Consider the following 15,018-nt stretch of genomic DNA (forward strand, 5'->3'; position numbering starts at 1 on the left):
TATATTGTTAAACTTGGTAAAGAATCTGAAAATTTAAAAATTATCTGTTAACACTATGGGTCGCGTTGGGGTTTTATTATTAAATTTGGGTGGGCCAGAGCGGTTAGAGGATGTGCGTCCTTTTCTATTTAACCTTTTTTCTGACCCAGAGATCATCCGTTTACCGATCAAAGGATTACAAAAACCGTTAGCTTGGTTAATATCGACGCTAAGAGCGAGTAAATCCCAGGAAAATTACCGCCAGATTGGTGGTGGCTCCCCTTTACTCAAGATTACGGAAGCACAGGCCACGGCACTGCAACAACGTCTCAAGGAAATGGGGCGCGAGGTGAGCGTTTATATCGGGATGCGTTATTGGAATCCCTTCACCGAAGAAGCGATCGAGCGGATTAAACGGGATCATATCAAAAAATTGGTTATTCTTCCCCTTTATCCCCAATTTTCCATCAGTACCAGTGGTTCCAGTTTTCGTGTGCTGGAGGAAATGTGGCAGGATGATCCCTATCTGCGTTTGACGGAATATACTCTCATCCCTTCTTGGTACGATCATCCCACTTATCTGAGTGCTATGGCCGATCTGATCGCGCGAGAATTAGAGCAGTGTCCTCATCCTGACCAAGTACATATCTTTTTTAGCGCCCATGGTGTCCCCCAAAGTTATGTGGAGGAAGCGGGAGATCCCTATCAAAGGCAAATTGAAGAATGCACTAGGGCGATCATGCGTACGCTAAACCGACCCAATCAGTACACTTTAGCCTATCAAAGTCGCGTCGGTCCGGTGGAATGGCTAAAACCCTATACTGAAGATGCTTTAAAAGGGTTGGGAGAGCAGGGAATTAAGAATTTATTGGTCGTGCCGATTAGCTTTGTCTCAGAACACATCGAAACCCTGCAAGAAATCGATATAGAGTACCGAGAAGTGGCGGAAGAAGCGGGAATTGAACATTTTCAGCGAGTACCGGCTCTTAACACTCACCCGATGTTTATCGAATCTCTCTCCCAGTTAGTGGTCAAATCCCTAGACGAGAAACCCACCACTTTCGAGCAAATTACCCGTCCGAAAGCGAATATGAAAATGTATCCCCAGGAACGTTGGGAATGGGGGATGACAACGGCAGCCGAGGTGTGGAATGGTCGATTAGCGATGATCGGTTTTCTGGCAATTATTATCGAATTAATTACCGGTCAAGGACCGTTACATTTTGTTGGTTTATTATAACCTCAAGCTTCGTTGCCATTGCTTTTGATGGTAACTACCAAAATAAGGTTGGGTTTAACTATATTTAACCCAACCATTGGCGATTTTATCTCTTAGGACATCATATTAGCAGAACGAACATTAACGTTAACTTCTAGCCTGCCATTGCCGAGCATATCTAACCCAGTGACGCTAAACAGATTAGCTTTAATGCCCCTTTCCTGAAAATTAGCCTGTAATTCTTTGATGAGAACCTCTTCCACTTTCCCCTCATCATCTGCTAGAGCTTGGACGATTTTAGCAGCGAAAGAGCCAATTTTTGCGCTCAATATTTCTTCCACATTGGTAATCTCGATAATAACCATTGATTTTTCTTCTTAGTAGAGGACAAATAGCATAAGAACAGAATTTGCGAGAAAATAGAGCTGCTCTCATCTTAGGAATCAGTATAACCTGCACTGTTCCCCCCCAAACGTAAATTCCCACCCAGAAGGAGATTACTGCATGATAAACCTAGAGACCCTAGAAGGTTGGTTAAATGCTCCAGTGGAAAATGAGCGACTAGAATTTAAACAGGCTAAAAATCAATTTGATACAATCAAACTGTTAAAATATTGCGTCGCCCTTGCTAATGAAGGAGGTGGCCATTTTATCTTAGGTGTTACCGATAAACGTCCCCGTAAAATTGTTGGTTCACAAGCCTTTCCTACACCCGAAGAAATTAACAGCATTAAATCGCTAATCGTTCAAAAACTTCGCTTGCGCGTGGAAATCACCGAATTGGCCCACCCTGATGGTCGTGTCTTGGTTTTTGAAGTGCCAACCCGTCCCACAGGACAACCTATCGCCTTTGAAGGTGCTTATCTAATGCGAGCAGGGGAAGACTTAGTACCCATGACACCTGATCTGCTTAAGCGCATCTTTGCTGAAGATCAACAAGATTGGTTTTGTCAACCTGCTCGTTCTCATGCTAGTCCAGATGAGGTTATTGACCTATTAGACACCCAAACCTACTTTGAATTGCTCAAGCTTCCCTATCCTAGCCATCGTGATGCTGTTTTAGAAAGATTACAAAGCGATCAACTCCTTGACAAAACATCAAAAGGTTGGACAATTCCTAATTTATCTGCCATCCTTCTGGCCAGACAACTTGAGAGCTTTTCCCCTACCTTAGCGCGTAAAGCACCACGAGTGATTATCTATGAGGGAACAGGTAAAATTAAAACTCGACTGGAACAGACAGGAACTAAGGGATATGCTGTGGGTTTTGATGGTTTAGTTAATTTTGTCCACGATTTAGCCCCTCAAAATCGCGTCATCGAGGAGGTTCTTAGGGAAGAAGTGAAAATGTTTCCTCCACAAGCTTTGCGAGAACTGATCGCCAATGCTTTGATTCATCAGGACTTTCTCGCTACAGGCGCTTCGGTGATGATTGAAATGTATGATGATCGAGTAGAAATCTCTAACCCTGGTATTCCTTTTATCAAAGTAGAACGCTTTATAGACGAATATCGCTCCCGTAATGAGCAATTAGCTGACATAATGCGTCGTTTTGGCATTTGTGAAGAAAAGGGCAGTGGTATTGATAAAGTTATTTCCGCTGCCGAGAAATTTCAACTTCCCGCACCAGATTTTAGAGTAGGTGAGATCCGAACAACTTCTATCCTATTCGCTCATCAGGATTTTGGCAAAATGAGTCAATCTGACCGTATTCGCGCTTGTTATCAGCACTGTTGTCTCCTCTATGTCGATAATCAACGGATGTCTAACCAAACCTTACGAAATCGCTTTTGTTTAAATGAATCAAAAAACAATACTGTTTCTCAAGTGATTGGGGCAACTAAAGAAGCAGGACTGATTAAACTTGACGAATCTGAATCTAAATCAACTCGTTATGCTCGTTATCTCCCCTTTTGGGCCTAGACTAGCCTTGAGCGAAGTGGAAATGCTAAAAAGTGCTTCAACGCAAATCCATTTTAGGGATGTCAAATCGGCGAAACCCTTATACAGCGAGCAAAAAAGTGCTTCAACGCAAATCGACATTTTTCCAAGAGGAGATTTTATCATCGCGTCCACACGGGAGTGGGACTTGTGGACGACAACGGCGATACATTTCTTTAAACTGCACCCCCCAAACGTAAATAGGCTTCAATAAAGCTATCTAAATCCCCATTCATTACCCGGGTAACATCGGTGGTTTCCACATTACTGCGGAGATCCTTAACCAATTGATAGGGATGAAAAACATAGTTACGGATTTGATTGCCCCAAGCGGCCTCCACCATATCGCCGCGAATTTCGGCGATCGCTTGAGCCTGTTGTTCCCGAGCAATAATTAACAATTTCGCCTTTAATAAAGCTAGGGCTTTTTCTTTATTTTGTAATTGCGATCGCTCTTGGGTACAACGTACAGCGATACCTGTGGGAAGATGAACTACACGCACGGCAGTTTCCACTTTATTAACATTTTGTCCACCTTTTCCCCCAGATCTAGTGGTGGTAATTTCTAAATCTTTATCGGGAATTTCTACCCTCACCGCATCATCGCCCAAAATTGGCATCACTTCCACCCCGGCGAAACTGGTTTGACGTTTACCATTAGCATTAAAAGGGGAAATTCTGACTAACCGATGGGTGCCTTTTTCTCCTTTCAGATAACCGTAAGCATAAGTTCCGGCAATCTCAATTGTCACCGATTTAATTCCCGCTTCATCTCCTTCTGATATTTCCGCTAAAGTGACTTTATAACCCTGTTTCTCGGCCCAGCGAGAATACATTCTCAGGAGCATTTCTGTCCAATCTTGGGCATCGGTTCCCCCGGCCCCCGCATTAATCGTTAAAACCGCTCCTTTTGCGTCGTAGGGACCATTTAAAAGCTGTTGCAATTCCCAGCGATCGAGGTCATGCTGTAAATGAGTTAAGTTGTCTGTCGCTTCTTCTAGTAAAGTTCGATCGGATTCTAATTCTAATAACTCGATAATTGCCTTGGTATCTTCTAATTGCCCACACCAACCCTGATAGGTTTCTAAAGAAGATTTACATTCATTTAGTTCTTGCAGGGTTTTTTGAGCCGTATCGAGATTATCCCAAAAAGTAGGGACGGCCGCCACCTGTTCTAAGTCTTTAATTTTCGCCCTTAAAGTGGGTAAGTCAAAGATAGTCCTGGGTTTTACCCAGGCGCAATCCTACTATCTCGATACCTTTTTTTAGTTCCGATATTTCCATGTTTTCAGTTATCAGTTATCAGTTATCAGTTACTCTAGGAGTCGGTCGTCGGTCGTCAGGAGTTGAGATTTGGGGTTTTAGGGAGTTGGGGTTTTAGGGTTTTGGGGTCTTAGTTGAAATTCCCCCATTTTCCCATTTCCCCTATCGACTCTCTGTTCCCCGTTCCGCAGTTCCAGCGTTCGCTAAAATGGTACGATCGATCCGCGCAGGGGGGCAAGAGTTTGTAAAGCGTTTTCAGCCTTATCGCGACTACTAAACGCGCCTATTTGCCAGACGCGACGACCTTGGTGGGAAGTGGGGAAAGCGTCGGGATAGAGAGAACGAACCCTAGTGCGATCGCTCTCTGTTTTAGCTTCGATTACTACTTTAAAACCTTGGCGACTACTATTGCTCATATTACCACTACTGGGATTAGCGGCAGCCCGATTAAAAGTGATTACGTCTGATAAACTTCTGGGATTGCCTAGGTTGCGCGGTGGCGGAGGTGGTACAATTGCATTATTATTCTGAGAATTGGGAGGAGTCAGGGGGGGTAAATTAGGGGTAACTGGGGACGGTGGCGTTAAATTTGGCTCTGGTACTGGATTATTGACCACTGGCTGAGGATTGCTCTCTACTGCTGTTTCTGCAGCGGTAAAAGTATATTCTCGCACTTCGGGATTAGCAGCAGGATTAACAGGTGTTTCTGCTTTGACGGATTCTCTGGGGAGGGAATAACTATTACCTGCGAGTAATTCCGGGGGAGGATTGAAATTGGGACTATCGGCAGTTAGATAGATATGACTGAGATTTTGACCGGCTAGACTGCGTTTAGTAAAGCGCCAGCCATCGATGAGATAAATTTGCATTAAACCGGTCCCTAAACCTTTTGTCCGTCCAATAATTACCTCCGATTGCCTGGGATTGCGGGGGGTTCCCACGAGGACTAATTCCCCGTTGCGTTGTACGATACGCAGCAGGTATTCTAAACCGTAATCTTTGCCCTGAATGCGAAGGGAATAACCGTTACTGTCGGTGGCCCGTTCACAACTGCCCGTAAAATCGAAATCGAGCAGCAGAGGCTGAACAATGGTCGGTTCTGTGCCATTTACCGCCCAACATTGGCGTTTACCCGGGATTTGTTGCAAAATCAGTAAATCGTATTTACCGTTACCGTAGGGTCGGGCAATAGCGATAAAATCTTCTTGATTAACTTCTCTTTGTTCAAAGAGAGTTGCTTGACTCGGTGTAGTCAGGAGACAACCCCCCAGAAGTGAAAACAATAGGGTAAATTTTAAGGATGATTTTAGATTCATAAATAGGGAGCGTTGTTATAGAGATTGTACTTGCATTTATTTTATCGATCTAGACGTAAGCCAGAGAATTTTGTTTTCTTGGAAGATAGCTATGACTCGACCTAATCCACAGTAGGATAGAGATTGCTAAAAATTGACTCTTGAGTAGAGTGGCAACAAGATGGCGAAAGCGGCGATTATTGGATTGGGAAGATCGGGAATAGCAGCGGCAAGATGCTTAAAACGGGATGGTTGGCAGGTGACATTAAGCGATCGCTCTGATTCTCCCAGTTTACAAGCAACCAAAACCAATCTGGAAAGGGAAGGAATTATTGTCAATCTTGGTCAAAATCTCAGTCTAGAGGCTTCGGACTTGCCTAATCTTATCGTGGTTAGCCCCGGGGTGCCTTGGGATGCCCCGATTTTAATTACTGCCAGAGAAAAAGGCATCGATACGATCGGAGAATTAGAATTAGCTTGGCGTTATCTGCAATCTTCCCCTTGGTTGGGTATTACGGGAACTAACGGCAAAACCACCACCACCGCCCTCTGTGCCGCTATTTTTCAAAAAGCGGGGTTAAATGCCCCTTCCTGCGGTAATATCGGCTATGCTGCCTGTGAATTGCCTTTAAAAGCCGATAAATACGATTGGATTATTGCGGAGATTAGTAGTTATCAGATCGAGTCCAGTCGGGATTTATCGCCGAAAATCGGCATCTGGACAACTTTTACCCCCGATCACCTCAGTCGTCATCAAACCCTGGAAAATTATTATCAGATTAAAGCCTCTTTACTGCAAAAAAGCGATCGCCAAATCCTCAACGGTGATGATCCCTATCTGCGTCAAATCGGTGTTAGTCAATGGCAACAAGCTTATTGGACTTCTGTGCAGGGCAAAGCTGCGCTTTTGGGCGATCCTAGTCGTGGTGTTTATCTCCAAGATAACTGGATCGTGGCTTTTGGGGAGTTAATTGCCCCGGTTAATCTCCTGAAAATGGTGGGTAGTCACAATCAGCAGAATTTGCTTATGGCTGTGGCCGCCGCTAGATTGGCAGGAATCGAGAAAAAAGCCATTACCGAAGCGATCGCCACTTTCCCCGGGGTTGCCCATCGTCTAGAGTATGTTTGTACCTATAAAGGCCTAGACTTTATTAATGATAGTAAAGCAACTAACTACGATGCCGCCGCAGTGGGCTTAAAATCTGTCCCTAGTCCGGCGATTTTAATCGCGGGGGGAGAAGCGAAAGCAGGGGATGATCGGGCTTGGATCGCTGAAATTAAGGCAAAAGTCGCCACCGTGCTGCTGATTGGTGACGCTGCCGCCGATTTTGCCCTTCGTTTACAGTCGGCAGGTTATCAAGATTATGAATGTGTAGAAACGATGGACAGGGCAGTTCAACGCGCGGCTGAACTAGGACCGGCAAAAGAGGCTAAAGTGGTGTTATTATCGCCCGCTTGCGCTAGTTTTGACCAATACCCAAGTTTTGAACATCGCGGCGATCACTTCCGGCAGTTGTGTTTACAGTTGTAGGGAATGGGGAAGTGGGGAAGTGGGGAAGTGGGGAAGTGGGGAATTTCAACTAAAACCCCAACACCCTAACACCCTAAAACCCTGTTGCCGACGACTAAGACGCAATTTTTGTTGCCAAAGATCCTCTTTTTCGGCTAAGTTGGGTAAAATCAGGAGGAGTTAACCAAAAAAATTAAGAGAAAAAACGTGCTGGGATCGTCCTTCCATCTTGATCATCTTTTTAACAAGCCCCTAATTGCCTGTCTTTTGTCCTGTGTGGGTGTCTTGCTGCCGATCCCAGTTTTAGCGACACCGGTGGCAGTGTTAAAAAGTCAAGAAAATGCCAATCAATGGACAGCTATAACCGAACGTTTGCAAAATGTCGGGGTTAATTACTGCATTCTCCAGAGTAATCAGTGGCAAAGCGACGCGGATCTAAATAAAATTAAGGTTCTAATCATCCCCAACGTCGAGACTATTTCCGGTTTACAAGCTGATGTCTTGAGTCGTTGGCTTAATCGCGGTGGTAAAATTATTGTCACCGGTCCGGCGGGGAATCTTTCGGAACCTGCTGTGCGCGATCAATTGCGATCGCTATTTGGGGCTTACTGGGCTTATCCTCACTCCCAAGCTTACACCCTGCGGCCGACTAATTTGGGTGAACTGAAAAACCAAAAACCTCTAGCCAGCAGTCTCCTCGGTGGTGTGGTTATCCCCACGGGAGTTAATAGCCAAACCGTTGCCGTCTGGGGGGCGCGCAACAATCCCCCCGCCGTTGTCCTCAATAATAACTCGATCTTTCTCGGTTGGCGCTGGGGCAGCGATGCCGTCGCTAATCTCGCCCTCGATAGTGCTTGGCTAGAAACCGCCCTGCAACGCTACGGCATTAATCGCAGTTCTTCCAATAGCACAATTGCGCCCTATTGTCAAGGAAGCTCAACAATAGTTAATAATATTAATAATACCCCAACAGCGATCTCCCGTAGCGAGCGCGTTGCGATCGCACCCCGTCGCCCTCTACCGCAGATTTCAGAAAATCCCCCCAGTGAAACGGCGAGATTAAGTCCGAGTACCGAGGCAATTCCCCCCAGAGCCAGCCTAACTCCTCAACAAATTAGCCAGATGACGGCGGAATTGCAGGGATTAATCGGGCGTTATGGGGTGACTCTCTTAGCTTTAGAAGCCAGCAACAGTAATATATCCAATACTGATAAATCCTTAGCACAAGCATTTCATAATCGCGGGAAAAATTCCCCCACCTCAGATACAGCCAGACGATTCCGTTTAGCCCTAGAAAATGCCCAAGGAACCTTAAATAATTTTCAGAATTTAATTGCTCAGGGTTCCTATACGCAAGCGCGGGAATTTTGGTTACAAGCGCGGCGAAATCTTTGGGATAATTATCCCACTAATCGACAATTTGCCCAACCAGAAATACGGGCAATGTGGTTAGATCGAGGCACGATCGTAGAAACTAAAAACGAGGAGGATTTAGCTAAAGTATTCGATCGCATGGCGGCAGCGGGTATTAATGTGGTCTTTTTCGAGACAGTTAATGCTAGTTATACTATTTATCCCAGTCAAGTTGCCCCCGAACAAAACCCTTTAACCAGAGGTTGGGATCCCCTAAAAGTTGCCGTTAAATTAGCCCATGAACGCAATATGGAAATCCACGCCTGGGTGTGGGTTTTTGCGGCGGCTAATCAAGCTCATAATAAAGTATTAGAGCAACCATTAGATTATCTAGGTCCGGTTTTATCCCGTAATCCCGATTGGGGGGCAACTAATAAAAGTGGTGGTTCTTTTGATTACAGTCAAGGCATGAAAAAGGCCTTTTTTGATCCTGCTAATCCCGAGGTACAGAACTATCTTTTATCTCTTTACGAGGAAATTGTCAAGAATTATGATGTGGATGGCTTGCAGTTAGATTATATTCGCTATCCCTTCCAGAGTCAAGATTCTAATCAAACCTATGGTTATGGTAAATCCGGCCGCTGGTTATTTAAACAAATGACGGGAGTTGATCCAATTACTTTAAATCCCCGGGGTGCTTTATGGGAACAATGGACTAGCTTTAAAATCCGTCAGGTTGATACTTTTGTCTCGCAGGTTTCTACTCGCTTAAAACAGATTCGCCCCCACTTAAAAATGTCGGCGGCGGTGTTTCCCCTAGAACAAAAAGAACGATTATATCGTATTCAACAAAACTGGGAAGAATGGGGTCAAAATCAATGGATAGACCTGATATTTTTAATGACTTATGCTCTCGATACAGGGACTTTAGAAGATAAAACCAAGTCTTTATTTGATCGCCAAATTGCAGGAAATGCTCTGATTATACCCGGTATCCGTCTGTTAAAAGTACCCGATCAAGTCACGATCGATCAACTACAATTTATTCGCAATCTTCCCACTTCGGGATTCGCTCTTTTTGCCACAGAAAATCTCAATCCCAACTTGCAAACAATTCTTAATCGCATTCAGGGATCGATAATTACGAAAAAAACCGAACCTTTACCCCACCGTCAACCCTTCAAAACGGCGGCGGCGAGGTTTAATTCCCTGCGTCAAGAGTGGAGTTTTTTAATAATAAATAATTTATGGGCAATGGAGGAGGGAACCTTAAAAGCTTGGGGGCAAGAAGTGGACGAAATGGCTAATCTATTAGAGCAATTAGCTAATAATCCCAGCCCTCGCAATTTGACTTTAACTCAAAATGCTTTAAAGCGATTTAGCTATAAATTTAAATCTGTGATGTCCAGACAAAAAGATTTATCTGCCTATCAAATACAGGTCTGGGAAAATCGCCTCGCCACCCTACAAAGTCTCTTAAGTTATGGTCAAATGGTTGAGTTTTAATTAAGGCAAAAGGTAGGAGGCAGGTTTTGGGGTTTTAGGGTTTTAGGGTTTTAGTTCAATTTCCCCACTTCCCCACCTCCCCACTTCATAATTCATCATTCCCACACCCCACACCCCACACCCCACACCCCACACCCCACACCCTCTTGTCAGAGGCCCGCCCGAATATGTAACAATTTATGGAAGAAAACCCCCAAGCAAATTTAACGAGAAAAACATGGCAGCTACAATTAAGAAAGGAGCTTTAGTCCGCGTGGTGACGGGAAACCTAGAAAATAGCCTCGAAGCCCTAGCCAGCGATCGCCGTTTACCCAGTTATATGTTCAACTCGACAGCAGAAGTCTTGGATATAAAAGATGATTATGCTTTGATTAAATTCTATGTTCCTACCCCCAGTGTGTGGCTAAAGCTCGAACAACTGGAACCCGCCTGATGAGGATATTGCCTCATCCATAAACCATGGTTGACTTCTACGATACACTCCTCCCCTGTCAATCGCCCCGAGTCTCGGTTATTGGTGCTGGTAACGTCGGACGCACCCTGGCCCAACGCATCGCCGAAAAAAACCTCGCCGATGTAGTTCTCCTCGATATCGTCAATGGTTTACCCCAGGGTATTGCCCTAGATTTGATGGAAGCTCAGGGCATAGAACTGCACGACAGCGAGATTATCGGCACTAATAACTACGAAGACACGGCAGGCTCGGATATTGTCGTGATTACGGCCGGATTAGCCAGAAAACCGGGCATGAGTCGCGATGATCTCATGAATGTCAATGCCAAAATCGTCGTTGAGGCCGCCACTAAATGCCTCAAGTATTCTCCGGAAGCCATTTTTATCGTCATCACCAATCCCCTGGATGTGATGACCTATCTAGTCTGGCAAGCAACCGGTTTACCGCCCCAAAGAGTGATGGGAATGGCGGGAGTCCTCGATTCTTCCCGTTTACAAACCTTTATCGCCATGGAATTGGGGGTTAGTACCGCCGACGTTCATGCCATGGTCTTGGGTGGTCACGGTGATTTAATGTTGCCCCTACCCCGTTACTGTACCGTCAGTGGTGTGCCGATTACCGAATTAATGGACGAGATAACAATTAATCGTCTAGTGGAGAGAACTCGCAACGGTGGGGCTGAAATCGTCAAATTACTGCAAACTGGCGGCGCTTATTACGCCCCTGCTTCCTCTGCCTGTACCATGGTCGAGACGATATTGAGAAATCAATCCCGTTTACTGCCGGCCGCAGCCTATCTTAAGGGTGAATACGGTTTACAGGATGTCTATCTGGGGGTTCCCTGTCGCCTAGGCTGTCGGGGAGTGGAAAGTATTCTGGAAGTGCGTTTGACCGATGCTGAACGTCTGGATCTACACACTTCTGCCGCCTCAGTTCGTCAAAATGTTCATTTAGCTCTTGACAGTCTCAAGGTTTTGATGTAGCTAATACAACTCATATTTTAAGAGGGTACAGGGCAAAGAACCGTTATACAAGGGAGTGCGACGGGAAGAACGCAGACCGATTTGTTTGGTCAGTTCTTTGTTTCCCGATAAAATATAGGCTGTCCAACCCTTAAACCTCTGTTTTAAGACATCACCGAAGGATTTGTATAAGGCCCCTAATTCTTCGGTATTGCCCAATCTTTTGCCGTAAGGGGGATTACAGAGAATAATCCCTCGATCGCTCGCCGGTTCTAAGTCGGTGATGCTTTGCAAGCTAAAATTAATATGCTCCTGCACTTGACAAAAATAGGCATTATCCTCGGCCTGATGCAAAACCTCGTAATCGGCATCACTAGCATAAATTGGCGCATTTAGCCGAGATTTTTGTTTTTCTTTAGCTTCCTTAACCAAAGATTGCCATAAATCCGGTTGATAGTCTGGCCACTTCTGAAATCCGAACTGGGAACGAGATAAACCGGGGGCAATATTTAAAGCTTTTAACGTCGCTTCGATGACAATGGTTCCCGAACCACAAAAAGGGTCTAAAAGCGCCATATCATCCTGCCATGCCGATAATTCTACCAAAGCAGCGGCGAGACTTTCTTTCAGAGGTGCGACTCCCATGGCCCGATGATACCCGCGACGATGCAAACTGTGCCCAGAACTATCTAAACTAAGCACACAGCGATTTTTCTCGATATGAGCGTTAATTTGCAGGTCGGGATTTTCTGTATCCACAAAAGAACGGGGATTCCCCTGTTGACGCTGTTGGTCGATAATAGCGTTTTTGATGCTTAAAGCGGTGTAATGGGTGTGATTGAGGCGATCGTTCGTTCCCGTACATTGTACCGCTAAAGTTTCCTCACTGCTGAGATAATCGCGCCAATCAATGGCTTGAATGCCATCATACAGTTCCTTCCCATCCCCACAGGGAATTTCGGCAATGGGAACCAAAACCCGAAAAATAATTCTTGACCAAAGATTGACTCGATAGAGTAGGGAGATATCCCCCTGAAAATGGACTCCGGTGAATACTGGTTTCACTTCTTTGGCCCCTAGGAATTCTAATTCCCTAGCGGCAATTTCTTCTAGTCCCCTCGCGGTAGTAGCAAAATAGGATCGAGTCATTTCAGTTATCAGTTATCAGTTATCAGTTATCAGTTATCAGTTATCAGTTATCAGTTATCAGTTATCAGTTATCAGTTATCAGTTATCAGTTATCAGATGTGAGTTATCAGATGTGAGTTATCAGTTTTCACAGAAAGATTTTAATTTTCATCTCCTTGTAAATTCCTATCTGATTCCCTCAAGTCAGTTAAAATCGATTAATGCCACAGGATTTAGTGCATCGGAAAATTTTACCCAATCACGAGCATAATAATCCTCTTTTGTCAAGGCAGAAATGCTTAATAATTGTGTCGCTGTGGTCATTAGTTTTATCCTGACAAATGCTCAGACCGACTCTGTGGCTCTCTCCTCTCCCCTGAAGTCTTAACAAGTAATTGAGATGCACGGGCAGCTAATCTACTGAGAAACCCAAAAAATGCGTCTTTGATTAGGATCCCGTCGGGGACTTTGTTCCCCCATGACTTGCCGCGCTTGACTAGGATCGAAGCTGCGAGTAAATTGACCGCGCAATTGATTGACGCGTTCCTCCTTTTCTTGGGCTGCCAAACGCACTTCTTCCAGTTTTGCCTGTTGGATCTGTTGGTAGGGTAGCAAACGAGCGATCGCAAAAACTGCCGTGATGGAAATGGCACTATAGGCAATAATTCGCATCCAAATCTCGATAACTTGCCAGGTTTGGGATTTATTGCCGCTTTTTGGCTTTTTTCGTGTTTTTTTGTCGGTTTGGTTTCGTGTTCCTGCGGTCATAGATTTATGAGTATAAGTAAAATCGGTCAGAAAAGTGGCTAATTACCTTCAAGTTACACCCAATCACTGATAACTGGTAACTGATGACTGATCACTGAAAAAACCCCAATCGGTCTATCCTATAGCTAGGTCAGACGGGATCAGGGTTTATTGAAAGCGACTTTACTTATAAAGTTCCGTCGCTAGACGAAAAGCCAAAATCCCGGGGATTAAAGCAATTACCAGAGCGACTAAAACTTGAGTATCAGAAAGCATTGCTGATTATCTCCTCATAAAGATATTCATCCAATACTTTCCGACATCATCGGGGTCCTCTGCATCATTTCGTTACAAGACTTCATATCTCCCCCCCCCGATGACGGTTATCTCCCCTAGAAAAGAAAGTTGTAAAAGCGTTAAGCTGAGGTATTGCCATGATTACATTTATTTTTACCTGCGGCCTCAATGTTAGACTCGCTCCTTGATTCATCTCTAACCCTTAGTCTAAAAACCCCGTTAATTCTGTTGGTTCTCATTGCCCTAGAAGCGGTATTATCAGCAGATAACGCCATTGCTCTCGCTTCCATAGCACAGGGATTAGGAGATCATCAGCGTCAACGTCAGGCCTTGAATATTGGCTTAGTTTTCGCCTATATTCTCCGTATGATCTTGATTCTTACCGCCACCTGGGTGGTTAAATACTGGCAGTTTGAACTTTTGGGAGCAGTATATTTGCTCTGGTTAGTCTTTAATTACTTTGCCTCCCCTGAAGACAAGGATCACAGCCATCATAGTCTCCAGTTTCACTCTCTCTGGCAAGCTATCCCCCTAATTGCCGTTACTGATTTAGCTTTTTCCCTCGATAGTGTCACCACTTCCATCGCCGTGGCCGATGATACTTGGTTGATCCTGCTTGGTGGTACGATCGGAGTAGTTACCCTGCGCTTTATGGCGGGTTTATTTATTCGCTGGTTAGAGGAATACACCCACCTAGAAGATGCTGGTTTTGTCACCGTCGGTTTGGTGGGTTTAAGATTGCTGTTGCGGGTGATTAGTCCCGATTTTGTGCCGCCGGAATGGATTATGATTAGTTTAATTGCTATCCTCTTTGCTTGGGGTTTCTCAAAACGCAACGATCGAGAACCAATAGAGAGTGATACCATCCAATCTGATAAATTGCCATAAAATAATCATCAGGAGTCAGTATTCTCCGAGCCAGTATTCAGGAGACAGCCTTGAATCAGTTATCAGTTAAGCTGTTGACTATCTAGGGTTTGCTGAAAAAGTAGGGGCGAAGCATTCGGGCAATAACCTATCGCTGAAACCGTAGATTTTCTATCCGAATGCTTCGCCCCTACAGGATGCCAACCGATCAAGATGCAAGGTTTTTGAGTCACTAGCTTGAAAATCTTGCACCTGCTTCGCCAAAAAAGCCCCAAACCCCTTACCTCGTCAATATTTCACATTTATTCAGCAAACCCTATCTAGGGTTTGCTGAATATTACTGAAAGCCTTACTAGAAAACGGTTTTGGCACTTTTTTGAATAACTGGACTTCCCCCATACAGAAATACTAAAAAATTAACAAAACCCTTACTGCAGGTCGCTTCTCAGAAAAAATTGAAAAGACGCTACTGGGTACATTTTCCCTTTGAAAATGGC

General features: G+C 44.7%; 13 protein-coding genes. 7 read left to right on the forward strand and 6 right to left on the reverse strand.

Annotation, left to right across the window (positions count from 1 at the left end; genetic code table 11):
- Positions 1-55 precede the first annotated feature (55 nt).
- On the forward strand, positions 56-1,219 hold the full coding sequence (hemH, locus tag H6G48_RS07980) for a ferrochelatase (RefSeq protein WP_190720775.1): 1,164 nt from the start codon (positions 56-58) through the stop codon (positions 1,217-1,219).
- Positions 1,220-1,311: 92 nt separating this feature from the next.
- Here hemH and H6G48_RS07985 read toward each other — a convergent pair whose 3' ends face one another.
- The gene (locus H6G48_RS07985) at positions 1,312-1,563 is read right to left on the reverse strand and encodes a hypothetical protein (RefSeq protein ID WP_002739055.1); all 252 of its coding nucleotides are present in this window, start codon (positions 1,561-1,563) and stop codon (positions 1,312-1,314) included.
- Positions 1,564-1,702: 139 nt separating this feature from the next.
- Here H6G48_RS07985 and H6G48_RS07990 point away from each other — a divergent pair, with 139 nt between their 5' ends.
- A complete protein-coding gene (locus tag H6G48_RS07990) occupies positions 1,703-3,121 on the forward strand; it encodes an ATP-binding protein (protein WP_190720778.1) in 1,419 nt (472 codons plus the stop codon).
- Between the two features lie 194 nt (positions 3,122-3,315).
- Here H6G48_RS07990 and prfB read toward each other — a convergent pair.
- Both prfB and H6G48_RS08000 read right to left on the reverse strand, forming a co-directional pair.
- A protein-coding gene (gene prfB, locus H6G48_RS07995; protein ID WP_125731851.1) for a peptide chain release factor 2 occupies positions 3,316-4,423 on the reverse strand; the annotation gives its coding sequence in 2 pieces (ribosomal slippage) (positions 3,316-4,350 and positions 4,352-4,423; 1,107 coding nt in all).
- 182 nt (positions 4,424-4,605) lie between these two features.
- Positions 4,606-5,718: a DUF3747 domain-containing protein gene (locus H6G48_RS08000; protein WP_190720780.1), complete on the reverse strand. Its 1,113-nt coding sequence runs from the start codon at positions 5,716-5,718 to the stop codon at positions 4,606-4,608.
- Positions 5,719-5,878: 160 nt separating this feature from the next.
- Between H6G48_RS08000 and murD the strand changes: the two genes are divergently transcribed.
- The 4 genes from murD (at position 5,879) to mdh (ending at position 11,503) form a co-directional block, all read left to right on the forward strand.
- Positions 5,879-7,228 (forward strand): UDP-N-acetylmuramoyl-L-alanine--D-glutamate ligase, encoded by a 1,350-nt coding sequence (gene murD / locus H6G48_RS08005; RefSeq protein ID WP_190720784.1) that lies wholly within the window; start codon positions 5,879-5,881, stop codon positions 7,226-7,228.
- A 186-nt stretch (positions 7,229-7,414) separates the two neighbouring features.
- Positions 7,415-10,066, forward strand: a complete 2,652-nt coding sequence (locus H6G48_RS08010) for a family 10 glycosylhydrolase (RefSeq protein WP_190720789.1) — start codon at positions 7,415-7,417, stop codon at positions 10,064-10,066.
- A 217-nt stretch (positions 10,067-10,283) separates the two neighbouring features.
- Positions 10,284-10,499, forward strand: coding sequence for an NAD(P)H-quinone oxidoreductase subunit O (gene ndhO, locus H6G48_RS08015; RefSeq protein ID WP_045361132.1), 216 nt, complete (start codon positions 10,284-10,286; stop codon positions 10,497-10,499).
- Positions 10,500-10,525: 26 nt separating this feature from the next.
- Positions 10,526-11,503 (forward strand): malate dehydrogenase, encoded by a 978-nt coding sequence (gene mdh / locus H6G48_RS08020; protein ID WP_190720792.1) that lies wholly within the window; start codon positions 10,526-10,528, stop codon positions 11,501-11,503.
- Here mdh and H6G48_RS08025 read toward each other — a convergent pair whose 3' ends face one another.
- The 3 genes from H6G48_RS08025 to psaM form a co-directional block, all read right to left on the reverse strand.
- Positions 11,504-12,631, reverse strand: a complete 1,128-nt coding sequence (locus H6G48_RS08025) for a THUMP domain-containing class I SAM-dependent RNA methyltransferase (RefSeq protein WP_190720796.1) — start codon at positions 12,629-12,631, stop codon at positions 11,504-11,506.
- A 396-nt stretch (positions 12,632-13,027) separates the two neighbouring features.
- Positions 13,028-13,378, reverse strand: a complete 351-nt coding sequence (locus tag H6G48_RS08030) for a slr1601 family putative cell division protein (protein WP_147073229.1) — start codon at positions 13,376-13,378, stop codon at positions 13,028-13,030.
- A gap of 162 nt (positions 13,379-13,540) precedes the next feature.
- Entirely contained in the window at positions 13,541-13,633 is a 93-nt protein-coding gene (gene psaM / locus H6G48_RS08035; protein WP_012264462.1) for a photosystem I reaction center subunit XII, read from the reverse strand.
- A 189-nt stretch (positions 13,634-13,822) separates the two neighbouring features.
- Here psaM and H6G48_RS08040 point away from each other — a divergent pair, with 189 nt between their 5' ends.
- Positions 13,823-14,542: a TerC family protein gene (locus H6G48_RS08040; protein WP_079206768.1), complete on the forward strand. Its 720-nt coding sequence runs from the start codon at positions 13,823-13,825 to the stop codon at positions 14,540-14,542.
- The last annotated feature ends 476 nt before the right edge of the window (positions 14,543-15,018 follow it).

Origin of the sequence: Microcystis flos-aquae FACHB-1344, assembly GCF_014698375.1 — a bacterium.
Lineage (GTDB): Bacteria > Cyanobacteriota > Cyanobacteriia > Cyanobacteriales > Microcystaceae > Microcystis > Microcystis aeruginosa.

Bases quoted from the DNA above. Each gene is read 5' to 3' on its own strand.
- H6G48_RS07985 (WP_002739055.1), bottom strand. From the start codon at position 1,563: ATGGTTATTATCGAGATTACCAATGTGGAAGAAATATTGAGCGCAAAA.
- H6G48_RS07990 (WP_190720778.1), top strand. From the start codon at position 1,703: ATGATAAACCTAGAGACCCTAGAAGGTTGGTTAAATGCTCCAGTGGAA.
- hemH (WP_190720775.1), top strand. From the start codon at position 56: ATGGGTCGCGTTGGGGTTTTATTATTAAATTTGGGTGGGCCAGAGCGG.
- H6G48_RS08030 (WP_147073229.1), bottom strand. From the start codon at position 13,378: ATGACCGCAGGAACACGAAACCAAACCGACAAAAAAACACGAAAAAAG.
- mdh (WP_190720792.1), top strand. From the start codon at position 10,526: ATGGTTGACTTCTACGATACACTCCTCCCCTGTCAATCGCCCCGAGTC.
- psaM (WP_012264462.1), bottom strand. From the start codon at position 13,633: ATGCTTTCTGATACTCAAGTTTTAGTCGCTCTGGTAATTGCTTTAATC.
- H6G48_RS08040 (WP_079206768.1), top strand. From the start codon at position 13,823: ATGTTAGACTCGCTCCTTGATTCATCTCTAACCCTTAGTCTAAAAACC.
- murD (WP_190720784.1), top strand. From the start codon at position 5,879: ATGGCGAAAGCGGCGATTATTGGATTGGGAAGATCGGGAATAGCAGCG.
- H6G48_RS08000 (WP_190720780.1), bottom strand. From the start codon at position 5,718: ATGAATCTAAAATCATCCTTAAAATTTACCCTATTGTTTTCACTTCTG.
- H6G48_RS08025 (WP_190720796.1), bottom strand. From the start codon at position 12,631: ATGACTCGATCCTATTTTGCTACTACCGCGAGGGGACTAGAAGAAATT.
- ndhO (WP_045361132.1), top strand. From the start codon at position 10,284: ATGGCAGCTACAATTAAGAAAGGAGCTTTAGTCCGCGTGGTGACGGGA.